The sequence below is a fragment of the Hahella sp. NBU794 genome (assembly GCF_050749805.1).
Lineage (GTDB): Bacteria > Pseudomonadota > Gammaproteobacteria > Pseudomonadales > Oleiphilaceae > Hahella.
On record NZ_CP192738.1, the window covers coordinates 6,176,388 to 6,190,346 of the forward strand.

Consider the following 13,959-nt stretch of genomic DNA (forward strand, 5'->3'; position numbering starts at 1 on the left):
TCAGCTGAACTCCAGATGGCTCGGTGAGTGCGGCAGATCGCCCAGCGACGCCGAAATGCGGAACACTTCATCCAATGTGGTGACGCCTTCCCGCGCATAGTCCAACGCACTCAGCGCCAATGGGCGATAATGCAGCGAGCGTCTGGCGGCATGAGTAAAAGCGCTTTGGTCATTCTTACGCAGCGCGTCCAATAACGCGTCGCTCATTTCCAGTAATTCGTAGACCCCGATACGACCGCGGTAACCGGAGTTGCCGCATTGATAACAGCCTGCGCCTTTGAAGAAATGCGCGGGCAAGGATTCCTGCGTCATGGCGTGCAGCCAGATTTTCTCCTGTTCACTGGCCTGATAAGGCTGCTTGCAGTTATCGCAAATGCGTTTCACCAGACGCTGCGCCACCACCGCCGTCAACGCGCTCGCCACCAGATAGGGTTCAGCACCCATATCGATGAGGCGCATGGCGCTGGAGATGGAGTCGTTAGTGTGCAATGTGGAAAGCACGAAGTGGCCGGTCATGGCGGCGCGTAATCCGATTTCAGCGGTTTCCTGATCCCGCATTTCCCCCACCAGCACCACATCCGGATCTTGCCGCAACGCCGCGCGCAGCACTGACGCGAAGTCGAGTCCGATTTTAGGATTCACCTGCACCTGGGTCACCCGGGGCAGGCGGTATTCCACCGGATCTTCCGCGGTGATGACCTTCACTTCCGGTCGATTCAGTTCCGTCAAAGCGCCATACAGCGTGGTGGTTTTACCGCTACCGGTAGGCCCAGTCACCAGCAGAATGCCATGGGGCCGTTTGATCAGAATGCGCAGTCTGTCCAGCAGCTTTTTCGGCATCCCGGTGGCTTCCAGGTTCAACATGCCTTCGGTCTGATCCAGCAAACGCATTACCACGGACTCGCCATACTGCACCGGCATGGTGGACAGACGCACGTCAATGGAGCGGCCTTTCACCCGCACGTTAAAACGGCCGTCCTGGGGCAGACGTTTTTCGGAAATATTGAGGCCGGACATCAGTTTCAATCGCAACACCAACGCGGCGTTGACGCGCCTTTCCTTCATCACCTGTTCGTGCAGTACGCCGTCGATACGCTGGCGTAAACGCACCACATTTTCGTCCGGCTCGATGTGAATATCCGAAGCGCGCGCCACCACAGCGTCTTCAAATATGGATTGCAGCAGGCGCACCACCGGCGCCTCGGTGTCATCGCCTCCCGCCGCCAGTTCCGCCAGGTCAAAGGCGTCTTCGCCCAGCTCGTCTTCCAGTTCGCCAGCGATACTGGCGATTTCCTCCGTGCGCCGATACACTAGATCCAGCGTGTCCAGCAGCTCGCTTTCGCGTACAACCGCCTGGCGCATGGGTTGTTTCAGCACGCGCACCAGTTCGTCGTAGCCGAAGATATCCATAGGATCGGACATGCCTACCAATAACTCGCCTTTTTCTTCCGACAGCACGATGGCGCGGAAACGGCGCGCCGCGGTTTCCGGCAAGCGTTTGATCAGTTCCTGATTGAACTGATAATGGCGCAGTTGCACGAAAGGAATACCCATTTGCTGCGACAGGAAACGCAGCAGGCTATCCTCGTCCATATATCCCAGGTCAATCAGGGTGCGGCCGAGCTTGCGGCCAGCCTTTTTCTGCTCGCTCAGCGCCGTCATCAATTGCTCTTCCGTGATGACGCCGTTTTGCACCAGCAAATCGCCCAAACGTATTTTCTTTTTCGGTTCGACCATAATTACTCTCTATCTCTCCGCTGCGCTTGCGGTGTCAGCCGCCTCCGCCGCCCGGCTCCAACTGCTGGATGCGGCGGCTGGCGTACTGCGCCAGAGTCGTCTGTAATTCCGGATCGCCCACCGCCTGACGGTAGGCTTGCAATGCGGATTGGCTGCGCCCGGTCTGATCCAGAGCGATGCCCAGGCCCGCCCACCAGTCGCCTTTGTGGGGGTGAGCTTCGATCAGAGCGGCGTAAGAAGCGATGGCGTCTTCATAACGACGCGCCTGTTGGTAAAGGCCGGCTAACAGGCTGTGGTAATCCGGCGCCGCCTCCACTTTTGGGGCCTCGCTTTCCAGCAGCGCGATGGCCTGCGCCGCCATCCCCGTCGCCGCCAGAGTGCGCGCTTTCATCAACTTAAAGTCCACGCTGCTGTAGCCGTCAACGCTCTGCATTACTTGCAGCGCCTGAGCGTAATCGCCGGCGCCGATCAACCAGGTCGCCAGCTGAAAACGGCTGGCTTCATGTTCAGGCATCGACGTCAGCAACTCCCGCAAACGTTGTTCAGCCGCCTCAACCTCTCCCTGGCGATAAGACTCCCGCGCCTGCTGCAGAGCGCGGGCGGCGATTGCTTCCGGGGTTTGCGAGGGCGCGATATTCATGGCGGCGGCAGAAGGTGCGACCTCTTCAGCCGAGGCAGCAACAATATCTATATGGCGTGTCGGCGTAGCCGGCTTTTCCGGCGCCAGTTCCGGTCCCACCGCCAGCGGCGCAGGCGTATCCAGTGTATTGCGAGAAGTCGTCACCGTGCTGGCTTGCTCCTTGGGTTCAGTATCAGCCATGGCGTTATTCGCCGTCGCTTCACCGACGACCGGGCTTTCCTGCTTGGGGTTGGGGGACGTTTTCGGCTTCACCATGGGCAGTAGCGGATCGTCTTCGACGATCACGACTGGCTCTTGTATGGGTTGCGTTTGTCGCGCCGGTTCCTGAGCGTATTGCGGCGTCGCAACGACAGGCTGGGAAGCAGGTTCCGGCAGCGTTTCTCTGATCGGCGGCGCAACCTCCGCAACGACAGGCGTATCCAATTCCGTCACTTCTGGTGGAGCTGGAGTCTCTGTCCTGTGATCGGGCGGACTTGGCTTCTCGTCCTGCGCCGACAACGTATTCACCATCGCCACCTGAGACACCACTGGCGTCGGCGGTTCCGACGGGTCTTTCATCCACCAGTAACCGCCGGCCAGTCCCGCCATCACCAGGACAAGCGCAAGCACGCCAGGCCAATGCCGGGTCGCGCTGGGGGGCGTCTTCTGTAGGCTGTGAGGCACTGACGTCCGCGGCGCCGACTCCCGTTTATCCAGATCTCTGAGCACATCGTTGAGTAAGCTCACGCCCAACCTCCCAGCCAGGCGAACCGGAGCGGACGGGCGCTTTCCGTATCTTTCACCGCGCGCCGCACATGGCCGGGCGCTACAGTTTTATCGCCATCGCCATAAGCGGCGAGCATGGCCTTATGCGCCAATACGTTCACCAACCTGGGGACGCCTCCGCTGCCGCGAAATATGAGCTTGGCGGCGTCGGCGCGAAACAGGCTGTCGCCGTTGTAACCGGCGGCCATCAGGCGGTGCCGTAGATATTGCTCCACCGAATATTTATCCAGCGGACGGATATACTCCTGAAACGTGATGCGTTGCTTCAGCTGCCGCAGTTGCGGCTGCGACAACATGACGTCCAGTTCCGGCTGACCGAACAGCACGACTTGCAGCAACTTTCGCGATTCGGTTTCCAGATTGGTCAGTAAACGCAATGCCTCGATTGTCTGCTCGGGCATCGCCTGCGCTTCGTCGATCACCAGCACAACGCGCCGACCTTCCCCGCAATGGGCGATCAGCTGTTCGTTGATGAGCTTCAGCAATTGATGGCGACCGCCATTCAGTTCGCCCAGATCCACCTGCAGTTCGTCCGCCAGGGCCAGATACAGGTCCTGTGGCGACAGGCGCGGATTGGGGATGTAGGCGGACACATAATCGCCATCGAGAAAATTCAGCAAGCGGCGGCACAGCAGAGTTTTCCCCGTGCCCACCTCGCCGACCACTTTGATAAAGCCTTCCATGCTCTCCAGCGCGGCGCGCACCGTTTCAAAGGCGTTACGGTGAGTGGACGCGTCCAGATAAAAATGCGTATTGGGCGTGAGGGAAAACGGCGCCTCGCGCAATCCGAAATGTGTTTCGTACATACGCCCTCCTTTCGCCGGTCAGAATTGCTCGCTCGCCCGGTGTTGCAGTTTTTCCATGCGCTGGCGACTGCCGCGCAGATCCTGACGGTAGCTTTCGCTGTCGGCGATAATCGGCCGGATCAGAATCACCAGTTCGCTCTTGAGTTCGGTATCGCGTTTCTGTCTGAACGCCTGCCCCAGCAGCGGGATATCCCCCAACAGCGGCACTTTCGCCTGCGTTTTTTCCGTCATGTTGCGAATCAGGCCGCCAATCACCACCACTTGCCCATTACGGGCCTTGATCACACTGTCGGTCTCCCGCACGGAACTGAACGCCAGCGGCAGCACCAGATCATTGGAGCCTAGAGAGATGGTCTTGGTCTGATCCTCTACGTCGCTCACCGTCGGATGCACATGCAGCGTTACGTCGCCGTTCTCGCCAATCTGTGGCGTAACGTCCAGGGCGATGCCGGAGAAAAACGGCGTGATCTCCACTTCCGAAATAAGGTTGCTGGTCCCACTGGTGGTGGTGGCGTCGTTAGTCTCGATACCCGTGACGAAGAACTCGTCATCCCCTACCTTGATTACGGCTTTCTGGTTGTTGATAGTGGAAATGCGCGGGCTGGACAGCACCTGCACTGTGCCCTGCTCGCCCAGCAACTGCAGCAGCGTCGTGAAGTCGTTAATGCGCAGCGCTGCGCTGAAGACGCCCTCAAATCCCGGGTTAGTGACGCTTCGGGAAGTCTGCCCCAAAGTCAGGCTTTTGGTGGGATCGCCGGAAGCGTCCACTTTGGAAGTGAATTCATCGAAATAGGACCAGTTCACGCCTTGCTCAAAGCCTTTGTTCAGCACCACTTCCAGAATTTTTACTTCCAGAACCACCTGCCGCTGCATAATCAGCTGAGCTTTATCTAGATACTCCTCCACCGCCGTCAGTTCACTCGGCGTCGCCCGCACCACCACAATGCCTGCGCCGCCGTTCGTCACGACTTTGCGGCCCTCTTCATTACCGACGATCGTAATCAAAGTCTCCTGCAAGGCGGTCCAGAAATCCGAATCCGTTTGAGTAGTAATGCGCGACAATACGGCGTTGGCGGAGCCGCCGGAATTATTGCTGTTGTTATTACTACTACTGTTGCTGGAGCTGCTGGAAGAAGAGCCCGAAGAGTTGGACAGCTGCCCGGAGCTGACCATGATGTCCGACGCGCCCTTGCGTTTGACGTTCAGGTAATTGATCTGAAAAATGCGGGTTTGCACGCCGCCAGGCAGGACTTTGAACAGATTGCCCTTGCGCTGGTATTCAAAGCCATAGAGCTGCTGGACGATTTCCATCACTTCATCCAGGGTGACGTTTTTCAGGTCCAGGGAAATCGACCCTTCCACTGCGGGATGCACCACCATGTTGTAGCCGGTGCCTTTCACCAGTCCCATGAAGAAATCTCTGGCCGGTGCGTTATTGACGGTGATGTCAAAGCGCTCCGCCGCCTGCATCGTCTCAGCCGCCGGCATGGTCGGCAGCAGCGCCTGCATGACGTCCGGCGGAGGCGCGGGCTGCTGCGCCTGCGCCATGGTCTCTTCGGCCTCCTGCATCGCCTGCCCGATCGCCTGCGCGCTGGTCGGCGGCGGCTCGGGCTCATCCTTCTTGGGCGTAGCAGGCTGACTGGCGCACGCCGCCAGGCCGAAGCCGACCCAAACTGACAACAAGGTCCGCCAAAGACTTCTCATTCTTATCTCCGAATAGTCAGCGCATCCTGGGACGCGCCTTGCACACTTTCGTACCAGCGCTGACCGCGCCAGTCCAATAACACCCTGCGCGCATCGATTTTCACCACGCGCACTGAGCCGGTTTGTTGTCCTTCCGCCAGGGCCACGCCGTTAATCGTCGCCACCTTGCGGGAGGAGGAATACAGGATCGAATCCACACTGATCGCCGGACGACTGGGCGCCCCGCTGACCACCAGGCCATCCGCGCGCCATCCCATGGGCCGGGTGGGGTCCGCCAGCACTTCGCCATCCGGCAGCCGGAAGCTCTCTGTGCGGCCAAACATCGCAACGCTCAACAGCAATAGACCCAGCGACCATTTCTTTACGTCAAACACCCAGCCACCTCTCATCCAGCCCCAGAGTCTCGAATTCCAGCGTCACTTCCGCCCTGGGATAGGCGTCCACCTTGTAATCCATGTCCACAATGCGCAGACGGGATTCATTGCGCTCAATCTTTTGAATGTATTGCAGGGTGTCGAAGTAGCCGCCGGTGAGCACTACTTTTACCCGGTGACTGAACAACACTGCGGCGGCCTCGCCTTCGCCATGCTGAATTTTCCGCGGCGGCAGCTTGGCGACGGCGACCACTTGCAAACCGGGATGCTTGCGCAATAGCTCCATCAGTAATTCAGGCATTTCTTCCGGGGCCACCAGCCGGGAAAGACTTTGTTTTAATCGTTCCTGGCGGGCGTTGAGCTGGTTGCGCAAACGCTCGTTCTCTTTACGCAGCGCGGCGTCTGGATCTTGCGCCAATTGCTTGCGCAGCACGTCCGCCTGAGCGCTAAGGTCCAGCAGCTCCAGATTGGCGGCGGCGATCGCCTGCTCCGCCGAGCGATTGCTGCGCCACAGCGGGTCCCAGGCGAACTGGGCGTACAGCAATATCAGCGCGACAATGACTGTCGCCAGCAGGATGGCTCTTTCCCGCAAGCTGAAGCGGTTCACCTGGGAGATCCATTTCTTCATCATGGCTGTTTGCCTCCCGCGCTGACCACGGGTTGATTCAGCTTACGGCCGCCCGCCGCAGGACGGGACGCCTGCGCTTCCGCCCCAGGCGTCTCCACATAGGTGTCCACTTCGAATAACCGGGCGCTGGCGCTTTCCTGTTCCGGCTTCAAGGTCAGCATATTGAAGGCGCGACCGCGTAACGCCGGCTCATCGCCCAGCGCCTGCAGATAAGCGGGAAGTAAGTCCGGTTGCACAGTGGTCCCGCTGAAAATCAGACGTTCGCCTCCTTGTTGAATCCGAATGCGCTGCAACCACAAAGGTTCCTGGCGATGCCGCGCCAAAGCGATCATCAGTTCACTGTAGGACATGGCGCCGCCGTCCGCTTTCAGGCCGGATTCCAGCGCCGCCAGCAGCGCCTCGGTGTTCTGCATTTGCAGGCGCAGGCGGTCATTGTCCGACTGCAGACGGGTATCTCTGGCGCGAGCCTCAAGTTGCTTGCGCATGCTGTCTATTTCCACCCCCAACGCCTGCTTGCGGGATTCGGCGGTTAACTGGCTCATGGTCACGTCGGCGCTGCGCCATACCAGATAGCCGGTGTAACAGCCGCATAACACCATCACCGCCACTACAGCGGCGATCATCACAGGGATGGAGAGCGGATCTCGCCGCGGGCGAAACTCTTCTACGTATAAGTTGACCTGCTGCATCAGACGCTTTTCCTTCCCCCGCCGGCTTTGCGCATGGCGCCGCCGCAGGCCACCCAGTGAATGGCCGACGCGAGTTGATCGTCCGGCAGTCCGACTTTGTCCTCCTGCAAGGTCTGCACGGTCAGTCCGAGCGCTTCATCCAACTGCGACAAAAGCTCCGCCTCATTCACCACGGAGCCCGCCATCAGTCGGCGGGGGGGCGCCTGGCCCATCTGGCTTTCGAAATAGTCAAAGGAGCGCTGCACTTCCAACGCCAGTTGCTGCCCCACCCAGGATTTACGCTCAGGGTCGGCCAGCGCTTCCATGTCCGCATCGAGACGACGGGACAGGTAGACAGAGCCGTTTTTGATTAACAGCATAAGGCCGGTGTTTTCCCGCATCATCATCAGACCGAGAGACTTGCCGTCTTCTTCGAAAGGCTGCGCCAGATTGCGCAGCGCCAGTTCCGTGATATCGATGGAGGACAACACCAGACCGCTGTCGTTGATGACGCGGATAAGTTCTTTCAGCAGGGATTTACGGGCGGTCACCACGTTGATTTGGGCGGGTCTGCCGCGCAGGGCGTCGCTGGGATATTCGAAAACATCGATAATGGCGTCGTCGATGGCGTAATCCAGCAGGTCTTTCACCTTCCAGCGCACCGCTTCCCGCAGTTCGCTTTCCTCAACGCTGGGACGTTCGATTTGATGCAGGGCGTACATTTCCGGCGGCAACACCAGATTGCAGGCCATTTTTTCCAGTTTGCGCTCGCTCACGAAAGCCTTGAGCGCGGCCGCCCGCTGCGCTGCGCGGGCGTCCAGATAGTCGATGACGCGGATTTGTGATTGCCCGCCGGCCGGCTCCGAGACAGCGATAGCCATTCCGTCCGGCCTTACTTCAATGCCGACCAGCCCTTTTTTGCCTTTGGAAAAGGAAAGCCATGAAAGCAATCTAATACCTCGTTTTAAGCGCCGACAGCCGCATCACAGAGTGATATTTAACGGCCGGTATCCTTACAACGGGCACACTGATCCTAGTTTTTACATAACTTCAGCTTAGACCACTAACTTATTGTTGCAAATGTAAAAGTGTAAAAAAGGATTTGACAAAAACGGCGCTTTCCGGGCGCCACGAACCGTGAAATGCGACGTCATTTAAGGGCTTTCAGGCAGGTGAAGAATACACGTTGTGAACCCACCTTGCGATGGCCGTTTCACCGCGCGCTATCCACAGAACGTTAGGCTTCGCCGGCGGCCTGCAGACGGCCACGAAGGCCTGCGCACCGGCGGCGCAACAAAAAAGGGGCGCCGCCGCGCCCCTTGAAAGCCCTTACGGGCGAAGATGCAAACAAGAGTTCTTACTGCCAGGCCGACAGATTACTGCCGGTCAATTCGGCGACGAATTTCTTCTCGCCGGAGTAGTAGCTGCTGAGCACTTCCCGGCTGTCCGGGTCGATTTTCGGCAGCGGTTTGGAACTCACATTCAAACGCCTCAGCAGCTCAGGCACGCCGGTGCGCTTGATAACTTCCGTCAGACGGGTGTAGCCGGATTTGGCCAGCATTCGATAGGTGCGCACCATAATGTTTTCCAGAAACAGAAAACGGTAGGAACGCGCCTGATTTCTGCGCTGCTCCACGCCTTCGGGCAGGAAGTTCACGTCCTGGCAGCCGAGGAATTCGTAGACTTCGCGAAAGCCTCTGGCGTAATCCTTGTTGAAATCCTCCAGCACGATGATTTTGATCTGCTCCTTGGGGAAGCTCGCAAAAAAAGGCTCCAGGTACTGGGTGTAGCAGCCGAACTTCAGGTGCTCTTCATTGCGGATAAACTCCGCGAAAGAGGTGCTGCCGGCGATATCGCCTTTGCGGATAGCATGTAGGTAGTCGGAAAACGTGCGCTGCACCGGATCACGCACAATCGCAATGATCTTGGCCTCCGGAAAATGGCGGCGTATGCGCTCCGCCGTTCCCGGCCGATACATGTACGTCACTGAGAATTCGCCCTTCAACAGGTGGTCATCGCTGCCTTTGAACTGCGACTCATACCAGGCGAATTCATGCTGATCGTACAGGTCACTGAAATAGTTAATTTCTTTCGGGTTGCCGTCGAATATTTCCGGGTGTTGCACCAGATTTTCGAAAAACCAGGTGGACCCGCATTTTCCTGAACCGATGCCGATAAAGTCGACGTTGAATGGTTTAGCCATGTTGCGCCATCCTCTCCTTGGGCTCTTCCACTTTTTCCTCAGTCTTCATGGGAACGATACGCGCAGGATTGCCAATGGCGATCGAGTTGGCGGGCACGTCCGTGATCACCAGACTGTTCGCGCGCACCACTACGTTATCGCCGATAGTGACGTCGCCCAGCACCTTGCATCCGGGCTCCAGAGTGACGTTGTCGCCAATGATCGCCAGACGCGGTTTGCCGCGAATATTGCCGACGGTCACGCCCTCATACACGGTGAAGTTCTCGCCGATCTCCTCCGCCAGTACAAATATGCCGGAAAAATTGCACACCACCATGCCCTTACCGATCCTCGCGTAGCTCTGGATGCTGATGCCGGTGAACATTTGCACCAGATAAAACAAAACGAAGTACGCTACTTTCAGCAGCAACGACAAGGGTTTGAATTTAACGGCGCCCGCCTGTCTCCCGAAGCGATACACCATCCCCGCGAGCGTCCCTCTGTGCGGCAATGCGCGCAGACAATTGGCGATGGAGGCGTCGCCGTATAGCAGCTCCGCCTTGCGCCTCACATCCTGTTTAATGTTCGTTATCATGTTCCGTCTTCAGTAATTAACCACCTTCTTGCCTTCCCGCTTCTCCGCCATCCAGTTGGTTTCCCGGGAGATAATGCGGGCGGGGTTTCCCATCACCGTACAGTTGTCCGGCACGTCGGAGATCACCACCGAGTTGGCGCCGACCACCACGTTATCGCCGATCTTCACACTGCCCAACACTTTGGCGCCGGCGCCGAGAAACACATTGTTCCCCAGCTTCGGCGGCTCCGGCTGTTCACGCAGGTGCCCCGTGGTCACACCCTGGAACACGATGCAGTTGCTGCCTATTTCGCCTTCGCTGATGAAGATGTTGGAAAAGTTGTGAATGACGAAGCCCGGGCCGATTTTAGCCTTGGAGGGAACGTAGATGCCGAACCCCAGCACCACCAGAACCTTGCCGAGGGCGTAGGGAATATACAGAGGAATGCGCAACAGAGCGGGCTTGATGGTGCGCGCCCAGCTCCCGTAACGATAGACGATGACGGCAATGGTGCCCGGCTCCAGAAAGACCCGCACGTTACGGGTAAACCAGCTTTTCTGGCTGAGAAACCATTGCTGCTTGAATTTGACGTCCGCCTTGATCAGGCTGAAAAGTCCCATCTTTTGCATAAGTCCTTTTGCTGTCCGTTGCTCAGACGCTGGCGGATTCCGCTACGCATCCCGCCACATAGGTCGCCATGGCGCCGAAGGTGTCAAACGTTTCCGGCTCCAGACTTTCGCTGTCGATCTCGATATCGAACTCTCCCTCCAACGCCACAATCAGTGAAATGCGCTGAATGGAATCCAGATTCAGGGGTTCGTCGAGACCCACTCCTTCATAATCGACGCGGGTGACGCCGCCTACGACTGACTTCAAGCGTTCTAGCGTATCCGATTGGCTCATATTATTTTCTCCATGTTCACTTCCGTTTAAGCCTTTGTTTCCGTAACCCTTTCTGCGGACTGCGCGGCGAAGCGTCAGCCCTTTTTGATATACAGGCGGTAGGGGAATTTCTCCGTCACCTGGATCACCGGGTTGTGTCCTACGTAGATATAGTAGGTGCGGCAGATCAGTTCTCCGCAGTAATAGCTGGAGCTGCCCGGGACCACTTCCTGTTTGATTTCACGGTAGATGTCCGCGACCTGACGATAGGTTTCCAGACCCATTTCCCGCAGCAGCTCGCCAATACCGATTTTACCCTGCAGTAATTGATCGCTGATTTGCTCGGGAAGGTCTTGGGTTTTGATGATTGAGGTGGCGTAGGCGTATATGTCGCCGCTGTCCACGCCGCGAATGCAGACGTTGCGTCGCAATACGGTGTCGCCCTTGTAGCAGGACATTTCCTCCAGATCGTCTTCCAACGCCTGTTCGCTCTGGCCGAGTTGCTCGACCATCAACGGCTCCCAATAATAGGCTTCCAGTGTTTTGGTCACAGTGCCGTCGGTGACCAGAAGCGTCCGCAAAATCGGCGGCATCGCAGCGATGTCGAGACTCTCATCGCGCTTGTTGGTAATGATGCCGCCAGCAATATATCCCTTTGCTTTAAAACAATCTAACATGCTCTCCACCTTGTACTTAACTTTGCGGATTAAAGATACTTCCTGAGCACTTTGCCCAGAGGACTCTTTGGAATTTCGTCTACGAATTCGATAATTTTCGGCGTTTTGTAGGCCGCCAGACGCTCCGCGCAGCAGGCCGCCACCATCTCCCTGGTGACGCCGACGCCGGCCTTCACCGCCACCTTGACCATCTCGCCGTACATCCCGTCGGGTTTGCCCAAAGCCACCACTTCCAACACGCCGGGAATACGCCGGATCACTTCCTCGACATCCGCGGGATCGACTTTGTGACCGGCCACATTGATCATCAGTTTTTTGCGTCCAACGATGACCAGATTGCCTTCCTCATCCAGCCGCCCCAGGTCTCCCGTATGGTAACCGTCTTTGCGGAAGGTTTCCGCACTTAATTCCGGCAGCCCCCGGTACTCATGGGTCATGGCTGGGGAGTCGATCACCACTTCGCCTTCCTGTCCGGCGGCCACAGGCTCTCCCTCATCGTCAATCAAACGGATAACGGAGCCAGACACCGGCTTGCCGACGGAGCGAAAGTTAGCGGCCGAAACATGCGCATTCACCGCCGCGGCGCCAGTTTCCGTAGAGCCATATAACTGCCCCAGAGGGATACCGAAGGCCTCGCGGAAGCCGGTGAATATGTCTTCCTCCAGCGGCGCTCCAGCCGTATACGCCAAACGCAATCGGCTCAAATCCGGCGCCTGCCTGAATGGCGTCATCGCCATCATTTTGCACATAAACGGCACGGAAGGCAGCAAGGTCGCCTGATGTTCCGACACCAGCCGCATCATTTTTCGCGCATTGAACTCGCCGTGATGAATCAACAAGGTTCCGCCATTCATCAACGCCGCCAGGAAACAGTTGCCAAAGCCATGAGCGTGAAACAGCGGCACGCTGCAGGCGATAACATCTTCATGGGTGATGCTCAGCGTCACGGCGGAGCCCTCCACTTCCGCCAACACCTGCGCCTGCGTGCGCACTACCTGCTTGGGCGCGCCGGTGGAGCCTGACGAGAACATAATGACGGCGTCCGCCGCTCCTGGATAACGGACTTCCGGGGCGGCCTCATCCGTCACTGGCAACCCGTCATCCAAGCCAATCACGCAACGGGCCATCTCAGCGGGCAGCTTCGCTTCCGCGTCAGGAACGACAAAGGCGAAGCGCACTCGGGCGTTGTCGAGGTACAACGCAGTTTCCTCCTGCGTGTAAGCCACGTTTAACGGTAACAGTACGCAGCCGTTGGCCCAGACCGCCAGCGAGGTCGCCACAAAGTAAATGGAGTTGGGAACCAGCGCCGCCACCGCCTCGCCGGGACCGACGCCGGCCGCCCGCAGTTCGCGGGCGTATCCAACGGCGGCGCTGATCATTTCGCGATAACTGTAGGAAGTCTCGCGCCAGACAACGGCTTCCTTTTCGGGAAACCGTTGCGCCTGCTCAACAAAACGTGCAAATAACATATGCTTACGACTTCACTCTATGCTTTGGTTTGCAGCTCTTTATAGCCGGTGGCCTTCAATTTGCCGTAGAGATTGAACAGCTCCACAAACGCCTTGAAGATGACTAACGGATTGGCGCCGGTGGCGGAGCCTGACAACCTGGGATAGTGACTCACGGGCACTTGCTTGATCGTACAGTGCATCATGCCCGCCTGAGCCAGAATCTCCGTGTTGATCATGGCGCCTTCCGCCTCAATCCGAATGCTCTGGATAAAATCGCGCCGGAAAATCTTGAAGGCGCAATCAATATCCCGCACCCGAATACCGAACAGGTAGCGCACCAGGGTTCCCCAACAGTATGCATTCAGCTTGCGATGCCAGGGATCGGCGCGCTGCGCCCGGTAACCCACCACGATGTCGTATTCGTTGATGTGCCGCAGCAGCAGGTCGACTTCCTCCAGGTCGAACTGGCCATCGGAATCCGAGAAGAAGATAAAATCCCCTCGCCCGGACTTCAGACCAGTCCTGACCGCGCCGCCATATCCCTTGTTCTGCACATGGTGAATGGGGCGCACTTCCTCATGCTCCTGGCGCAGGCGTTCGAGGATATCCCGCGTGCCATCGGAGCTGCCGTCGTTGACGACAATGATCTCTACGGTTTCAAAATGCCTTTTAAACGCTCCTATCGCCTTCAGGACCGTCATTTCTATATTCGTTTCTTCGTTATAGGCGGGGAATACGACAGATACGCTAGATAATTTTTTATTTTGCGCGGAAACCGAAGCTTCCGTCTGGGCATCCTCTGTGGGCGCCTTATCCACCTTACGTAATATGATGTCCGCTTCCATTGAACTGTCCTTTGTTTCGCTGGGT

The 13,959-nt window shown here is 57.7% G+C and carries 15 protein-coding genes; all 15 read right to left on the reverse strand.

Going from position 1 to position 13,959, the window contains the following annotated elements; genetic code table 11:
• The 15 genes from ACQYWX_RS26975 to ACQYWX_RS27045 all read right to left on the reverse strand — a co-directional run bounded on the left by ACQYWX_RS26975 (position 1) and on the right by ACQYWX_RS27045 (position 13,934).
• The gene (locus ACQYWX_RS26975; RefSeq protein WP_216737691.1) at positions 1-1,737 is read right to left on the reverse strand and encodes a GspE/PulE family protein; all 1,737 of its coding nucleotides are present in this window, start codon (positions 1,735-1,737) and stop codon (positions 1-3) included.
• A 34-nt stretch (positions 1,738-1,771) separates the two neighbouring features.
• Positions 1,772-3,103 carry a tetratricopeptide repeat protein gene (locus ACQYWX_RS26980; RefSeq protein ID WP_431686994.1) on the reverse strand — a complete coding sequence of 444 codons (1,332 nt, stop codon included), beginning with the start codon at positions 3,101-3,103 and terminating at the stop codon, positions 1,772-1,774.
• On the reverse strand, positions 3,100-3,948 hold the full coding sequence (locus ACQYWX_RS26985) for an ExeA family protein (RefSeq protein ID WP_431686995.1): 849 nt from the start codon (positions 3,946-3,948) through the stop codon (positions 3,100-3,102). The genes ACQYWX_RS26980 and ACQYWX_RS26985 overlap by 4 nt, the downstream gene beginning before the upstream one ends.
• Positions 3,949-3,966: 18 nt before the next feature.
• A complete protein-coding gene (gene mshL, locus ACQYWX_RS26990; RefSeq protein ID WP_431686996.1) occupies positions 3,967-5,652 on the reverse strand; it encodes a pilus (MSHA type) biogenesis protein MshL in 1,686 nt (561 codons plus the stop codon).
• A gap of 2 nt (positions 5,653-5,654) precedes the next feature.
• Positions 5,655-6,026: a general secretion pathway protein GspB gene (locus ACQYWX_RS26995; RefSeq protein ID WP_431686997.1), complete on the reverse strand. Its 372-nt coding sequence runs from the start codon at positions 6,024-6,026 to the stop codon at positions 5,655-5,657.
• The gene (locus tag ACQYWX_RS27000; protein ID WP_431686998.1) at positions 6,019-6,657 is read right to left on the reverse strand and encodes a hypothetical protein; all 639 of its coding nucleotides are present in this window, start codon (positions 6,655-6,657) and stop codon (positions 6,019-6,021) included. Before ACQYWX_RS27000 ends, ACQYWX_RS26995 begins: the two co-directional genes overlap by 8 nt.
• A complete protein-coding gene (locus tag ACQYWX_RS27005) occupies positions 6,654-7,343 on the reverse strand; it encodes a hypothetical protein (RefSeq protein ID WP_431686999.1) in 690 nt (229 codons plus the stop codon). The genes ACQYWX_RS27000 and ACQYWX_RS27005 overlap by 4 nt, the downstream gene beginning before the upstream one ends.
• Positions 7,343-8,272, reverse strand: a complete 930-nt coding sequence (locus ACQYWX_RS27010) for a hypothetical protein (RefSeq protein WP_216737698.1) — start codon at positions 8,270-8,272, stop codon at positions 7,343-7,345. Before ACQYWX_RS27010 ends, ACQYWX_RS27005 begins: the two co-directional genes overlap by 1 nt.
• Positions 8,273-8,679: 407 nt before the next feature.
• Positions 8,680-9,525 carry a sulfotransferase family protein gene (locus ACQYWX_RS27015; protein ID WP_216737699.1) on the reverse strand — a complete coding sequence of 282 codons (846 nt, stop codon included), beginning with the start codon at positions 9,523-9,525 and terminating at the stop codon, positions 8,680-8,682.
• The gene (locus ACQYWX_RS27020; protein WP_431687000.1) at positions 9,518-10,099 is read right to left on the reverse strand and encodes a serine acetyltransferase; all 582 of its coding nucleotides are present in this window, start codon (positions 10,097-10,099) and stop codon (positions 9,518-9,520) included. Before ACQYWX_RS27020 ends, ACQYWX_RS27015 begins: the two co-directional genes overlap by 8 nt.
• 9 nt (positions 10,100-10,108) lie before the next feature.
• A complete protein-coding gene (locus tag ACQYWX_RS27025; RefSeq protein WP_279506043.1) occupies positions 10,109-10,708 on the reverse strand; it encodes a serine O-acetyltransferase in 600 nt (199 codons plus the stop codon).
• Between the two features lie 22 nt (positions 10,709-10,730).
• Complete coding sequence (locus ACQYWX_RS27030) at positions 10,731-10,982, reverse strand: acyl carrier protein (protein ID WP_431687001.1); 252 nt, start codon at positions 10,980-10,982, stop codon at positions 10,731-10,733.
• Between the two features lie 74 nt (positions 10,983-11,056).
• Positions 11,057-11,638, reverse strand: a complete 582-nt coding sequence (locus ACQYWX_RS27035) for a chorismate--pyruvate lyase family protein (RefSeq protein ID WP_216737701.1) — start codon at positions 11,636-11,638, stop codon at positions 11,057-11,059.
• Between the two features lie 29 nt (positions 11,639-11,667).
• On the reverse strand, positions 11,668-13,107 hold the full coding sequence (locus ACQYWX_RS27040; protein WP_431687002.1) for a class I adenylate-forming enzyme family protein: 1,440 nt from the start codon (positions 13,105-13,107) through the stop codon (positions 11,668-11,670).
• A 17-nt stretch (positions 13,108-13,124) separates the two neighbouring features.
• Positions 13,125-13,934, reverse strand: a complete 810-nt coding sequence (locus ACQYWX_RS27045; protein ID WP_431687003.1) for a glycosyltransferase family 2 protein — start codon at positions 13,932-13,934, stop codon at positions 13,125-13,127.
• Between the last annotated feature and the right edge of the window lie 25 nt (positions 13,935-13,959).

Bases quoted from the DNA above. Each gene is read 5' to 3' on its own strand.
- ACQYWX_RS27035 (WP_216737701.1), bottom strand. From the start codon at position 11,638: ATGTTAGATTGTTTTAAAGCAAAGGGATATATTGCTGGCGGCATCATT.
- ACQYWX_RS27005 (WP_431686999.1), bottom strand. From the start codon at position 7,343: ATGCAGCAGGTCAACTTATACGTAGAAGAGTTTCGCCCGCGGCGAGAT.
- ACQYWX_RS26975 (WP_216737691.1), bottom strand. From the start codon at position 1,737: ATGGTCGAACCGAAAAAGAAAATACGTTTGGGCGATTTGCTGGTGCAA.
- ACQYWX_RS26985 (WP_431686995.1), bottom strand. From the start codon at position 3,948: ATGTACGAAACACATTTCGGATTGCGCGAGGCGCCGTTTTCCCTCACG.
- ACQYWX_RS27040 (WP_431687002.1), bottom strand. From the start codon at position 13,107: ATGTTATTTGCACGTTTTGTTGAGCAGGCGCAACGGTTTCCCGAAAAG.
- ACQYWX_RS27025 (WP_279506043.1), bottom strand. From the start codon at position 10,708: ATGCAAAAGATGGGACTTTTCAGCCTGATCAAGGCGGACGTCAAATTC.
- ACQYWX_RS27020 (WP_431687000.1), bottom strand. From the start codon at position 10,099: ATGATAACGAACATTAAACAGGATGTGAGGCGCAAGGCGGAGCTGCTA.
- ACQYWX_RS27030 (WP_431687001.1), bottom strand. From the start codon at position 10,982: ATGAGCCAATCGGATACGCTAGAACGCTTGAAGTCAGTCGTAGGCGGC.
- ACQYWX_RS27045 (WP_431687003.1), bottom strand. From the start codon at position 13,934: ATGGAAGCGGACATCATATTACGTAAGGTGGATAAGGCGCCCACAGAG.
- ACQYWX_RS27015 (WP_216737699.1), bottom strand. From the start codon at position 9,525: ATGGCTAAACCATTCAACGTCGACTTTATCGGCATCGGTTCAGGAAAA.
- ACQYWX_RS27000 (WP_431686998.1), bottom strand. From the start codon at position 6,657: ATGATGAAGAAATGGATCTCCCAGGTGAACCGCTTCAGCTTGCGGGAA.
- mshL (WP_431686996.1), bottom strand. From the start codon at position 5,652: ATGAGAAGTCTTTGGCGGACCTTGTTGTCAGTTTGGGTCGGCTTCGGC.